The sequence below is a fragment of the Trinickia sp. LjRoot230 genome (assembly GCF_964253315.1).
GTDB lineage: Bacteria > Pseudomonadota > Gammaproteobacteria > Burkholderiales > Burkholderiaceae > Trinickia.
The window spans coordinates 735,715-748,537 of record NZ_CAXUQX020000002.1; the positions used below are offsets into that span (position 1 = coordinate 735,715).

Annotated in this window: 13 protein-coding genes; 7 read left to right on the plus strand and 6 right to left on the minus strand. The window is 60.3% G+C overall.

Annotated elements, in window-relative coordinates:
- The first annotated feature begins 71 nt into the window (after window positions 1-71).
- Complete coding sequence (locus tag ACSQ20_RS22340) at window positions 72-758, plus strand: DJ-1/PfpI family protein (RefSeq protein ID WP_436024310.1); 687 nt, start codon at window positions 72-74, stop codon at window positions 756-758.
- Window positions 759-763: 5 nt separating this feature from the next.
- On the plus strand, window positions 764-1,066 hold the full coding sequence (locus ACSQ20_RS22345) for a cupin domain-containing protein (RefSeq protein ID WP_436024312.1): 303 nt from the start codon (window positions 764-766) through the stop codon (window positions 1,064-1,066).
- Between the two features lie 22 nt (window positions 1,067-1,088).
- Here ACSQ20_RS22345 and ACSQ20_RS22350 read toward each other — a convergent pair whose 3' ends face one another.
- Both ACSQ20_RS22350 and ACSQ20_RS22355 read right to left on the minus strand, forming a co-directional pair.
- Window positions 1,089-1,658, minus strand: a complete 570-nt coding sequence (locus ACSQ20_RS22350) for a cupin (protein WP_436024314.1) — start codon at window positions 1,656-1,658, stop codon at window positions 1,089-1,091.
- Between the two features lie 68 nt (window positions 1,659-1,726).
- Window positions 1,727-2,971 carry an MFS transporter gene (locus ACSQ20_RS22355; protein WP_436024316.1) on the minus strand — a complete coding sequence of 415 codons (1,245 nt, stop codon included), beginning with the start codon at window positions 2,969-2,971 and terminating at the stop codon, window positions 1,727-1,729.
- 280 nt (window positions 2,972-3,251) lie between these two features.
- Here ACSQ20_RS22355 and argG point away from each other — a divergent pair, with 280 nt between their 5' ends.
- Window positions 3,252-4,592, plus strand: coding sequence for an argininosuccinate synthase (gene argG, locus ACSQ20_RS22360; RefSeq protein WP_436024318.1), 1,341 nt, complete (start codon window positions 3,252-3,254; stop codon window positions 4,590-4,592).
- 371 nt (window positions 4,593-4,963) lie between these two features.
- Complete coding sequence (locus ACSQ20_RS22365; RefSeq protein ID WP_436024320.1) at window positions 4,964-5,329, plus strand: glyoxalase superfamily protein; 366 nt, start codon at window positions 4,964-4,966, stop codon at window positions 5,327-5,329.
- A gap of 6 nt (window positions 5,330-5,335) precedes the next feature.
- Here the strand turns inward: ACSQ20_RS22365 and ACSQ20_RS22370 are convergent, their stop codons facing one another.
- Window positions 5,336-6,808, minus strand: coding sequence for a PLP-dependent aminotransferase family protein (locus tag ACSQ20_RS22370; RefSeq protein ID WP_436024322.1), 1,473 nt, complete (start codon window positions 6,806-6,808; stop codon window positions 5,336-5,338).
- 178 nt (window positions 6,809-6,986) lie between these two features.
- On the opposite strand from ACSQ20_RS22370, the gene ACSQ20_RS22375 reads away from it, so the two are divergent.
- A complete protein-coding gene (locus ACSQ20_RS22375) occupies window positions 6,987-7,337 on the plus strand; it encodes a hypothetical protein (RefSeq protein ID WP_436024324.1) in 351 nt (116 codons plus the stop codon).
- On the opposite strand, the gene ACSQ20_RS22380 is transcribed toward ACSQ20_RS22375, so the two are convergent.
- Window positions 7,314-8,876: a PLP-dependent aminotransferase family protein gene (locus ACSQ20_RS22380; protein WP_436024326.1), complete on the minus strand. Its 1,563-nt coding sequence runs from the start codon at window positions 8,874-8,876 to the stop codon at window positions 7,314-7,316. The genes ACSQ20_RS22375 and ACSQ20_RS22380 overlap by 24 nt on opposite strands.
- A gap of 91 nt (window positions 8,877-8,967) precedes the next feature.
- On the opposite strand from ACSQ20_RS22380, the gene ACSQ20_RS22385 reads away from it, so the two are divergent.
- Both ACSQ20_RS22385 and ACSQ20_RS22390 read left to right on the plus strand, forming a co-directional pair.
- Complete coding sequence (locus ACSQ20_RS22385; RefSeq protein WP_436024328.1) at window positions 8,968-9,636, plus strand: pyridoxamine 5'-phosphate oxidase family protein; 669 nt, start codon at window positions 8,968-8,970, stop codon at window positions 9,634-9,636.
- Window positions 9,633-10,418, plus strand: coding sequence for a GNAT family N-acetyltransferase (locus tag ACSQ20_RS22390; RefSeq protein ID WP_436024330.1), 786 nt, complete (start codon window positions 9,633-9,635; stop codon window positions 10,416-10,418). Before ACSQ20_RS22385 ends, ACSQ20_RS22390 begins: the two co-directional genes overlap by 4 nt.
- Window positions 10,419-10,429: 11 nt before the next feature.
- Here ACSQ20_RS22390 and ACSQ20_RS22395 read toward each other — a convergent pair whose 3' ends face one another.
- Window positions 10,430-10,825, minus strand: coding sequence for a 2-oxoglutarate dehydrogenase (locus ACSQ20_RS22395; RefSeq protein WP_436024332.1), 396 nt, complete (start codon window positions 10,823-10,825; stop codon window positions 10,430-10,432).
- Between the two features lie 47 nt (window positions 10,826-10,872).
- Window positions 10,873-12,681: a S10 family serine carboxypeptidase-like protein gene (locus tag ACSQ20_RS22400; protein WP_436024334.1), complete on the minus strand. Its 1,809-nt coding sequence runs from the start codon at window positions 12,679-12,681 to the stop codon at window positions 10,873-10,875.
- Window positions 12,682-12,823 lie beyond the last annotated feature (142 nt).

The window sequence follows — 12,823 nt, forward strand, 5'->3', positions numbered from 1 at the left end:
GCATTTCCGCCACACGCTACCCGCATACAATGCATTTGTCCACAGCCCTTGTTCTTCCATCGGAGCGCTACATGTCGCTGCAAATCGGCTTTCTCGTGTTTCCCGACGTACAGCAACTGGACCTGACAGGTCCTCACGATGTGCTCGCCTCGCTACCGAATGCGAGCACTCATCTGATCTGGAAAAATCGCGAACCCGTGATATCGAGCAACGGACTCATCCTGACCCCGACAACGACGTATAACGCTTGCCCACAGCTCGATGTCATCTGCATTCCCGGAGGAAGCGGCGTGACGGCTTTGTTGCAGGATGCCGAAACGCTCGCGTTCGTTCGAGCGCAAGGTGCGTCGGCCCGCTATGTGACCTCTGTTTGCACCGGCGCCTTGTTGCTAGGCGCCGCGGGTCTTCTACACGGGCGGCGTGCCACGACGCACTGGGCCTTTCATTCGTTGCTCACGCCACTCGGCGCCATTGCAACGCATGGTCGCGTCGTGCGTGACGGCAATCTCTTCACAGGTGGAGGGGTAACCGCCGGCATCGACTTTGCACTGTCGATCGCAGCCGAATTGAGCGGGGAGCAAGAGGCGCAGGCCATTCAACTCGAACTCGAATATGCGCCCGCGCCGCCGTTCGACGCAGGAAGTCCCGACACCGCGCCGGCAGCGATAGTCGAGCTCGTCAAACAAAGGTCGGCGCAGGGGTTCGCCAGACGCCGAAATGTCGTCACGCAGATCGCAGCGGACTGGGCGCGATCGTGAAAGTCATGCGGAGCAAAGCATTCCAGGGGACACGCGCTTGGGATGCAATCGACATCGCCAACATGAACGGCACAACCGTGCGCGTACATTGGACAGATCAGCCCTACCGTTGGCATGTTAACGACGGTGAAGAGGTCTTCTCGGTACTCGACGGGACAGTCGAGATGCATTATCGCGAAGGCGGCATCGAGCATGTGGCGATACTCGAAGCCGGCGATATTTTTTTTGCGGAGGCCGGCTGCGAACACGTTGCGCATCCGCGTGGCGTAGCGCGAGTGCTCGTCGTCGAGCGCGCGGAAAGCATCTAGCCGGCAAACGAGCCCAAGGCAGTTACCGCTTCCAAAGCCTGACTAGTGGGCCGCTCTGGCCCGCTAGTGGGTCGCTCGCCGGAAATGCCACGCGCAACATCGCCTCGTGCTCCTCATTGCTCAGTGCTTCCCGACTGATGCTGGTGTCCTGATTGGGCGGATAGGCGCCCACCACGAGGAAATCATCGCTGGCTTCGATTTTGCAATGACCTGTGCCTGCCGGCAGTACGACGACATCGCCCGCATTCACTTCGATTTCGCGTCCGATCGGCGGCGCGCCGCCGAGTATCACGCGGGCATGTCCGCGCGCGAATCCGAGCACCTCATGCGTGGCCGGATGGAAATGATGAAACGGATACACGCCGTCGCGCCATTGCGGCGGCCAACCGTTGCTCGCCAAGCGCTGCTCGAAATGCCCAGCCGGATCCGAGCCGCTGATCGGCACTGCACCACGGTAAACAAGCACCGGCAAATGCGGGTTGTTCGGAATCCAGTCATTCGGCGCAAAACGCAACGCTTCAGGATGCGGCCCACTGGCCTGATCATCGGTAACAGCAACGCGCATTGCCCCAAACCACAATCGTGTTCTCATAGCCGTTCTCCCCAACTATGAATGGGAGACATGCAACCCACGTGCCACGCAACGGGCGTGCAAAAGCGCTAAGCCTCCCGCTCCAACGAACGCATGCGAACGAGTGCCGGAAAAAGCCGCATCCAGAGCAACGTAATCGCAATCGTGCCAATGCCGCCGACCAGAACCGATGCGCGCGCCCCCCACCACCCCGCCGTCACGCCCGATTCGAACTCGCCCAATTGATTGGAAGTACCAATGAAAAGCGCATTGACGGCACTGACACGCCCCAACATCTCGTCAGGCGTGCGCAATTGCACGAGCGATAAGCGAACCACCACGCTGATGACATCCGATGCCCCCAGCAACGCAAGCGCGATCAGCGACAAAAAGAAATTCGTCGACAGACCAAATACGATCGTAGCGATGCCGAACACAATCACGCCGCCGAACATAGCGATGCCCGGGCGCTTGCGCAGCGGAAAATGCGCGAACCACAGCGTGCCCGCCAGCGCACCGATGGCCGGCGCCGAACGCAGCGCGCCGAGCCCCCACGGCCCCGTTTGAAGAATGTCGCGCGCGTATATCGGCAACAGCGCCGTCGCGCCGCCGAACAGCACGGCGAACAAATCGAGCGAGAGCGCCCCCAGGATGACGGGCTCGCGACGAATAAACGCAATGCCGGAAAACACCGATTCGAGCGTGACGGGCGCGCGAAATGCAGGCTTCGCGCGCAACGGAATCGAGCTGACAAGTGCAGCCGCCGCACAAAAACAGACGAAGCATGCGAGGTAGACCGCGCTCGGGCCAAGTCCGTATAGCACGCCACCGCATGCCGGGCCGAGAATCTGAGCGGCTTGGTTCGCGGACGTCGAAAGTGCCGTTGCGCGAGAAAGCTCACCTCGCGGCACGACAGCCGGCAGCAGCGACGACGACGAGGGCGATTCGAAAGCGCGCGCCGCCCCCATGCAAGCAGCGAGCGTGTAGATGGCAGGCGCCGATAACCACCCGCCCAGCGTGCCGAGCAAGAACGTGCCGGCCGCGAGCGCTTCGATCACTTGGCAGATGGCCACGATCCGACGGCGGTCATAACGGTCAGCTACGTGGCCGACCACGAGCGTCAGGCAAAACATCGGCAGAAACTGCGCGAGCCCGACAAGGCCAAGGGCGAATGCGCTATGCGTGAGGGCATACATCTGCCATCCCATCGCCACGGCAAGCATTTGAAAGGAAAGCGACGAGAGCACTCGCATGCCCCAAAATCGCTGAAAAGCAGCGTATCGAATTGCGGTGCGGTCTGATTCTGAAAATTCCACAGGCTTGGGTGTTGTCATTGTCACAGGTGGTGTTGCCGGGCCGCTCTGATGCAGTTTTGTCGTCGATAACCGCTGTTTTTTGGCCGCAGCGCGGCAAGTGTAGAGCATCTTGCTGCTCCACCGCATGCGCGTCAGGTACGCATCGAATCGACGTCGAGTAGACGTCGTATCACACATCAAATCACGCGTCGCATCCAAAAGTGCGACCGGCCCAAGCCTGACTTGCGTCATAATTGCGCCAGCCTGGCCTTAAAATCTCGCGATACCTCCTCCATACCTCGATTTAACGGTTTTCCTCATGAGCACAATTCTTGAGAATCTCCCGACCGGCCAGAAGGTCGGCATCGCCTTCTCCGGCGGCCTCGACACGAGCGCGGCGCTGCACTGGATGCGCATCAAAGGGGCCATTCCCTACGCATATACCGCAAATCTGGGTCAACCCGACGAGGATGACTACGAGCAGATCCCGCGTCGCGCCGTCGAGTATGGTGCCGAAGGCGCGCGTTTGATCGACTGCCGCGCTCAACTCGTCGCAGAAGGTCTGGCCGCCTTGCAAAGCGGCGCGTTCCATATTTCGACCGCGGGCGTGACCTATTTCAATACCACGCCAATCGGACGCGCCGTGACGGGCACCATGCTCGTCGCCGCCATGAAAGAAGACGGCGTGAATATCTGGGGCGACGGCAGCACCTACAAGGGCAACGATATCGAGCGTTTTTACCGCTACGGCCTGCTCGTCAATCCCGAACTGAAGATCTACAAGCCGTGGCTCGATCAGACGTTCATCGACGAGCTGGGCGGGCGGGCCGAGATGTCCGAATTCATGCGACAAGCCGGTTTCGCATACAAGATGTCAGCGGAAAAGGCTTATTCGACCGACTCGAACCTGCTCGGCGCAACGCATGAAGCGAAGGATCTCGAAAGCCTCGAAAGCGGGATCAAGATCGTCAATCCCATCATGGGTGTAGCGTTCTGGCGCGATGACGTGCAAGTTGCCCGCGAAGAAGTGACGATCCGCTTCGAGCAAGGCCGGCCCGTCGCACTGAACGGCGTCGAATATACCGATGCCGTCGAGTTGCTGCTGGAAGCAAACCGCATCGGCGGCCGACACGGTCTCGGCATGAGCGACCAAATCGAAAACCGGATCATCGAAGCGAAGAGCCGCGGCATTTACGAAGCCCCCGGTCTCGCACTGCTTTATATCGCGTATGAGCGCCTCGTCACCGGCATCCATAACGAAGATACGATCGAGCAGTACCGCGAAAATGGGCGCCGCCTCGGGCGTCTGCTCTATCAGGGCCGCTGGTTCGATCCGCAAGCCATCATGCTGCGCGAGACGGCGCAACATTGGGTGGCGCGTGCAATTACGGGCGAGGTCAAGGTCGAACTGCGTCGCGGCAACGACTATTCGATTTTGAGTACGACGTCGCCGAACCTCACCTATCAACCGGAACGGCTGTCGATGGAAAAAGTGCAATCGACGTTTTCGCCTCGCGACCGGATCGGCCAATTGACGATGCGTAACCTCGATATCACCGATACGCGCGAGAAACTGCGCATTTATGCGCAAGTGGGATTGCTGACGCCGAGCGAAGGGTCGGCACTGCCCCAGTTGAAAAGCGATAGCGACAGCAAGTAAGCAGATAAAGCAGCCGCTTTGAAATCCAGCATGCGCGTGCGATGACGCACGCGCATGTACGCAATGCTCGATTAGTTAGTTCAACCAAGCAACGGTGCACGGGTCCCCGGGGGCCATCGAACAGACGTTCATCGGCCATACCGCGCCTGCCCGCACCACGTGATGAATTGCATCGCGGGCAACCGGGCTTCGCCCATACACCACCACCGCAAAACACATCAAGCCAAACAGAGTGACCAGCGAAAACGCGACCTTCTCAAAGGTTTTCATCTGACAAATAATAGTTAGGTGACCGAAGTATCGGCATTGTATCAAAGTAATAAGGGTTTTCCCCTAATTCTTAAGCACGCTTGGGTCGTTAAAGAAGAGACATGAATTTTCTCTCGCCAATCCCGATTCTGCGCATCTTCTCCATAGAGAAGGCCTATGAGTTCTATCTGGACTACCTTGGCTTCACGCTCGACTGGGAGCATCGGTTCGAGGCGGCATCCCCGCTTTATGCGCAGGTCCATCGCTCGAGTGCGATCTTTCATTTGAGCGAACATTACGGCGACGGCACACCGGGTTCTGTTGCCTTTGTGCCCGTCGACGATATCGATTCATTCCACCGGGAGTTGCACGCCAAACAGTACAGCTACGCAAGGCCGGGTATCGAAGCACTCGATTGGGGCCGGCAAGTGCAGATCAACGACCCGTTCGGCAATCGCCTTCGCTTTTGCGAGCTGTCCAAGCCGTAGCTGCCGCTAGCGCAGATCATGCACGAGTTGCCCTAGCCGGCGCAAAGCGTCGTCGAGGCCATGGTCGAACGGCCGCGGGCAACTGAGACGAATACACGAATCGAAGCGCTGCGCGTTGGAGAAGATGGCGCCGGGCGCAATGCGAATGCGTTCCGTCAGCGCAGTTTCGAAAAGCCGCTCCGACGAAAGGCCATCGGGTAACGCAACCCAGAGCAAGAGGCCGCCAGCGGGTGGGCTCAAGCGCGTACCGTCCGGAAAATAACGGGCAATTGCATCGGCCGTGGCTTCGCGCTGCGCGCGCAGCCGCTCGCGCAGACGAACGAGATGTCGATCGAATGCGCCCGACGCAATAAATTCCGCGGCAACCAGCTGCGGCAAGATTTCGTTATGGCGGCTTTGCGCGTATTTCAACATCTTGATGCGGCCGCCCCATTTGCCGGCCGACATCCATCCGAGCCTGAACCCGGGCGCCAGCACCTTATTGAGCGAGGCACAATGAATCACGCTGCCATCGCGATCCCACGCTTTGATTGGACGTGCGGTTTCGACGCGCTCGACCAACTCGCGATACGGATCGTCTTCGATGATCGCAACACCGTGCGCAACGCATAGCTTTAACAACTGCGCCTTGCGCTCGTCCGGGATCACTGCGCCAAGCGGGTTCTGCAAATGCGGCACGACGACCAGCGCTTTGACATTCTTGTACGCCGACAGCGCGATTTCGAGTGCTTCGGGCGACAGCCCTGTCGTTGGGCTCGTAGGAATCTCGAGCGCTCGCAAGCCCAGGCTTTCGAGGATCTGCAGAAGTCCGAAGAATGCCGGCGATTCGATCGCGATCGTGTCGCCCGGCTGGGCCACCGCGCGCAACGCGAGGTTCACCGCCTCCACGCCGCCCGTCGTCACGATCACTTCGTCGGGCGACATACTCAGCCCCGCCGACAACGCGCGTCGTGCCACGGCTTGTTTGAACTCGGGCGCACCGCCATCGGCGCCGGCCTCGGTCAGCAATGTCGGCCGGTGCCGCAACAGGCGCGTCGTCAGCGACTGCAAATGCGCGGTCGGATAAAGCCCGGCACTAGCCGTGGCGCCGCCTAAATTCAGCGCGTCGGGGTATAAGCTCGCACGCTCGATCACGCGCGAGATGCGCTCGTGCAAGCCGACGTACTGCGCCTCGTCGGGCAGCGACGGGATATCCGGCTCCCGTGCTGTGGCAAGGCGCGCGGCCACGGGCCGCCGCACGAAATAGCCGGCACGTGGCCGCACCAGCAGCAAGCCGGCATCTTCGAGGCGCCGAAAGGTCTGAATGGCCGTCGACAGGCTCACGCCGTGTCGGCTCATGAAGCCGCGCACCGACGGCATACGATCGCCCGGCGCAAGCGTGCCGGCCGAGATGATACGGCGATAGTGCTCCGCAAGACGCTCGTAGAGCGGCTCGCCCGGCATCGGCAGATCGAGGGGTGAATCGTCGGATGAGAGCATTGGGTTGATCGTGCAGAAAATGTTCGCCGCAGACCAGATACAGCAGAGCGATTTAACGACAGATACAGATTCACAAAGCAACGCGCTGTTGCGCTACAGATTCCCGTGCGCTGAGTCTGTCGCCCTACTTTGGGCAAACGTAATCTTCGCGTATGGTTTTCAACAAAGGACCCAACCCATGCAAGCAAGCGAAGCGCAATGTTTCCCCGGGCAGATGCACACGTTGAGGCTTGATCGAGCAAGTGCCATCATTGCGCTCGATGGCCCCTTACGACTGCGCTACCGTGACGAATCGCTCACCTGGCTGCTCGATGCGGCGCCTTGCATCGATATCACGCTGCGCGACGGCGAGCAACACATATTGCCGTTCACCACGTTCGTCAACATGCTGACCGAGGGCGAGCAAACGGTGACCGCAGCGTTGGCACCGGCACCCGACACGCTTGCCCGCCTCGCCGCACTGCTCCGGCGCGCGCGCAACGTTGCAATGTTCTTCCGGCGTCCTTCATGGGTCCGCGTACGCGAGTAGCCCGTCGTCTTGTGCACAGGCGCGTGCGGCAAACATTTGTTGATGACCACCTTGTGCCTTCACGACGCCGTCGATGACGCGGCGCATGCGCCGCGCCAACTCGTCCATTGCGTCGCACGGAACAGCGCCGTACCCAAGTACGAAGCCGTTGTATGGCGTGCGGTCCGTTCCAGGCAGGCAAAACGGCGACAACGGCCGCATGACGATGCCGCAAGCGGATGCCGCCTCGCTCACAACGGTGTCCTGCACCGGCACGTCCAGCCGCGCCGATAAATGCATGCCGCCCGCCCCCTCGGATATCGTCAGGAAGTTGCCGACGTGCTTTTGCAATGCGGCCTGCAATGCATTACGACGCTCCTTGTAAAGCTTGCGCATGCTTCGAAGATGTCGCGTGAAATGTCCCGAGTCGATGAATTCCGCGAGCGCGAGTTGCTCGGCGGCCCGCCCCATTGGCATCAGTCTGTCGGCAACGTCAGACAATTGCCGCGCAAGCGAGCCCGGCATCACCATAAAGCCCAATCTCAGCGCCGGAAACATGACTTTGCTGAAGGTGCCGAGATAGACCACCGGCGCATCGGGCGTCAGCCCTTGCAATGCCGAGAGCGGCGTGCCGTGATGTCTGAACTCGCTGTCGTAGTCGTCTTCGATGATCCACGCGCCACATGCATGCGCGCGCTGCAATAGCGCGAGCCGTCGCTCCAAGCTCATGACCGCACCGAGCGGATATTGATGCGACGGCGTGATGTAGATCAACCGCGGCGGCGCATCGCGCCATTGAGCGGGCTGCGGGGCGAGGCCATCGGCATCAACACCGATCGGCACGCAACGCAAGTCCGCGCAGCGGAACGCGGCTTGCGCGCCACCATACCCCGGGTTTTCGATCCACACCGTATCGCCCGCATCGGCTAACGTACGAGCGCACAAGTCGAGGCTGCTTTGCGTGCCCTCTGTGATGAGTACTTGGGTCGCGTCGCAACGCACCCCACGCGATACACGCACGTATTCGGCAATCGCATGCCGCAATGCCTCGTTACCGTCGCTCGGCAAATAGCCGAGTTGCGTCGCGTCGAGCTTTCGCCACGCACGCTCGAGGCAGCGCCGCCATTGGACGAGCGGAAACGCATTCAAGGCCGGCAGCCCGGGAGCAAACGCCGTGGCCGGTGCGGCATCCGCCGTCACCTCGGCGGCGGAGCGCCGAATTCCGAAAGCGCGGGACGACAGCCGCACCGCTTGACTCGTCGGAATAACAGCCGCTTCGCGCTGCGAGAGTCCGATACGGGCAACGACGGTGCCTTGCCGCGAACTGGCCACAAAGCCCTCGGCAGCGAGTTGTTCATACGCATAGAGCACCGAATTACGCGCAATACCCAGTTCCTGAGCAAGCGCCCGAGACGCAGGCAGGCGTGCCCCAGGCGCAATCGCGGCGCGCAAAATCGCCGCGCGCAAACAAGCGTAAAGCCGATGCTGCTGCGACACGCGCGCATCGCTGGCGCTTTGCCAATCGCGCGCGAACGCCGAGAGCAACAAGCCGTAATCCATCGTGGCTCCAACATATTGGGTTATCGTGGGTCTAGCTATGGTGCCACGATTTTTCTATGCTTTGCACTTTCGATCTTGCCGAGACGCATTTATGTCGACCGATGAAGCAGCCATCCCTCCGTCCACCCGCACCCGAGTACGCCGCGTGCCGCAACGCGGACAGTACGACCGCGCCACGTTGCATGCGATCCTCGACGACGCTTATCTCGGCCACGTCGCTTTCGCCGACTCGGAGGGCGTGCACTGTATCCCAACGGCCTGCTGGCGCGAAGGCGATCATCTTTACGTGCACGGCTCCAATGGCAGCCGGCTGATCAAGCTTGCCGCACGAGGTGAGCAGGTATGTGTAAGCGTCACGCATTTGGACGGACTCGTGCTTGCCCGCTCCGCGTTCAATCATTCGATGAACTATCGATCCGCCGTCATCTACGGCGCTTTCGAATGTGTGCCCGAACCGCACAAGATCACCGCGCTCGATACGTTCATGGAGGCAATCGCGCCCGGACGTTCGCGCGAGGCTCGCCCCGGTAATGCGAAAGAACTGGCGGCAACCACGGTGCTGCGTATTTCGCTTGACGAAGCATCGTGCAAGGTCCGCACGGGAGGCCCGAATGATGACGAAGCGGACATGACGTTGCCGGTATGGGCCGGCGTGTTGCCGATGGCATTGGCGCCACAGCCGCCCATCGCGAGCACGCCGCATATAGCGACGCCCGAGTATGTGCGTCAGTGGAAAACTGCAGCGGGGCGCACAAAATGAACACCCTCAACCCTGATCCGAGCGGCACGCGTATCAACGAGTTTTTCCAACCGATCGGTCCGGCCGTGCCCGATTGGACGGCCCGTGCCTACCCATCCCATACGCCAACGAGCGGGAATACCTGCAGGCTCGAGCCGCTCGACCCGAATCGCCATACAGGTGCGCTGTGGGCTGCGTTCAGTGCTGCGCCCGATGGACGCAATTGGACTTATTTGAACGTCGGACCTTTCGCCGACGAAGATGCGCTGCGCGCTCATTTGGTGCGTGAGGCAGCAAGCGGAGAGCGGCAGCACTATGCAATTGTCGAGCGCGCCACGAATGAGGCGGTCGGCACCTTCGCGCTGATGCGCGCCGACTGCGCGAATGGCGTGATTGAAGTCGGTTTCGTGACGTATTCGCCCAGACTGCAGCGCACCACCATCGCCACCGAAGCCATGTATTTGCTGATGTGCCGCGTGTTCGATGAACTCGGTTACCGGCGTCTCGAATGGAAATGCGACAGCCTCAATGCACCGTCGCGCGCAGCGGCGCAACGGTACGGCTTCAGTTATGAAGGTACTTTCCGCCAGGCCGTCGTCTACAAAGAGCGCTCGCGTGACACGGCCTGGTATTCGATCATCGACTCCGAATGGCCGGCGATCAAATCAGCCCTCCAAGCATGGCTCGCACCCAAGAATTTCGATACGAACGGCCAGCAACGACAGCGGCTTGGTCAATTGATCGGATTACGACTGGGACACGAAAGCAACGGACCGGGCATACCCGGTCCGTCGTCCGACTGACGCACCGTCGTTTATTGGCGCTGTTTGCGTTGCAGATACTGCCTGACATCGTTCATCGAGATACGGCCCGTATGTGCGCTGTCGATCTCGTCGAAATGCTTGGCGATGAAACCAAGATTGTTGCTTTGCGCCTGCGCCTTGGTAACCGCTGCGCCGTTGCTCAGCACAGTGTTAGCGCCGAGGCGCACCTCCAAACGCAGCTGCGCCTGCTGCTGGAGCGCGGTGCCCGTGGTCGGTGCAACAGGCGCTACCCGCGTACGCGGGAAAAACGGACCGTCGACGCCCACACCGTGGTTCGGCAACCTAACCGGCGCCACGGCTTGCAGGCCCGCAGCACTAGCCTCGGCAGCCACGGTGGAAAACACGATCAACGCGAAGACACGCCGCAATGTATCGAATAAGGACATGATTGAGCTCGCGATAAATAGGAGTCCGAAGTAACCGCGGTGGCGGGCTACAGTGCCGCATTAAGTGCCGTAGCGCTCGGCGTTTCCACCGGGCTTTCGTCACGCCACGGAGGCGGCAACATCCATAATCCGAGCGCGCCCGGAATCCATTGGCCTTGGTAGAAGTCGACGAGTTGCGTCTTCATCTGTGGACGCGCGGTATCGTCGAGATACGTCATGTGGCCACCCTGGAAGAAATTGACTTGCAGGTTCGGATGAAGCCCGGGCACTGTCTGCAATCGCGCCAGTTCCTTCTCGGTACTGAAGAACGGTGTGGCCAAATCGTGGAAGCCGTTTTCGGCCAGCACCTTCAGTTGCGGGTTGAGGGTCAGCGCAGCCAGCAAGTCCGGCACTGTGTCGGGCAACGGTTGGCCGTCGTGCGAGAAATCCCACACCTGGATGATCTCGTCGTTGAGCGGCATGTACGTCGCATTAGGCGCCGAATAACCGAGGTAATTCGGCAACTGTGTTTGCAACGTCGTCGTGAAGGGCTGGGCGATCAGGATGTCCGAAGGGTCGGAATCCGCTTGCAGCCTCGGGTCGGAGTTCGGCAGCGACACGCGTCCGTCGTACCGGCCGATCGTCGTGCCGGGCACGAGCGTCATGAAGAACGGATTGATGTTGAAGTAACCGCTAAGCGCCTGCATCGTCATGCCCGAGCCCCAGGTCCAGGACGCGAGCGTTTGCTGACTCGGCAACACAGGCTTACCCAACGCATCGGGGATGCCCAACTGGCTGAGTACCCACGTCTGCGCGTATTTTCGGAAACGTCGGTATTCGGCAGTCACGAACATTTCAACCTGCATCGCGTACAACGACTGATCCACCGGTGCCGGCTGCACCTGGTTGTAATACGCCGCCACCAGCGCATAGCCCGGCAAGTAGCCGCTCAACGTGTCCGTATCGAGCGCAAGTGCACTGGTCGAATTCGTAATGGCGACGGCTTCCACCGAATCGGCGAAGTAGTTGAGAATCGACGACTGCAGCACAATGCCGGTCAGATGCACACCAGCGGATTCGAGCGCGAGCGCAAGCATGTCGGTCCGCGGGGTGCCGTACGATTCGCCGTACAAATAGATGGGCGAATCGCTGCGGTTATTCGCTGCAAGGTATCGCCGGATGAAATCGCGCATGACGCTGACGTCCGAATCGCAACCCCAGAACGTTTGATTCGTATTCGGCAGGACGGCCTCGGAGAGGCCTGTTCCGGGCGGATCGATAAAGACCATATCCGTCGTATCGAGCAGGCTTTGCTCGTTGTTCACGAGCGGGAAATTCGGCCAGTTGGTCAGCAGCGGGTCGGGCGTCGCGACACGCGTCGGCGCGAAGGACCCAAGGCGCAGCCAAATCGAGGACGAACCAGGACCACCGTTGTAAAAGAACGTGACGGGGCGAGGCGTGCCCGTTGAGCTCGGCACGGTATAGGCAACGTAAGACATCGTTGCCTCGGGCTGGCCGTTCGCATCGGACGCCGTCAAATGGCCGGTCGTCGTCGTGTAATTAAGCGTGGTTTGGCCGGATGCCCATTGATAATGCATGACGGCCGCTTTTTCCGCGACTTGTGATGGGTCCAAACCATCCTTTGCACGTAGCGAATAAGCAATTGGATCGGTATAAGGCCGATTGACGGTTTGAGATTGATTCGCCAATTGGCTTGCGTTTGGTGTCGCTTGCCGTGCTACGCCCGTTGCCGAAGAAGCCCCATCGCCGCCCCCGCAAGCGGAGAGCGTCATCGCTCCAATGACTAACACGCCTACCCACACTGCGCGGCCCCAAAGGCCATCGCAGCCGACTGCCGAGTTACGGTCCGGTTTCATGTCTATCCTTCCTGGTCGAAAAGCACCGATAACGGACAAGCCGATACCGGGCCCGTTGTTTCCAGCAACGAAAGCACGCACGCCACCATGCGTTTTATTCAAAAACGCTTGATCTCAGTTCTTTACCACTACTATTGTTAGT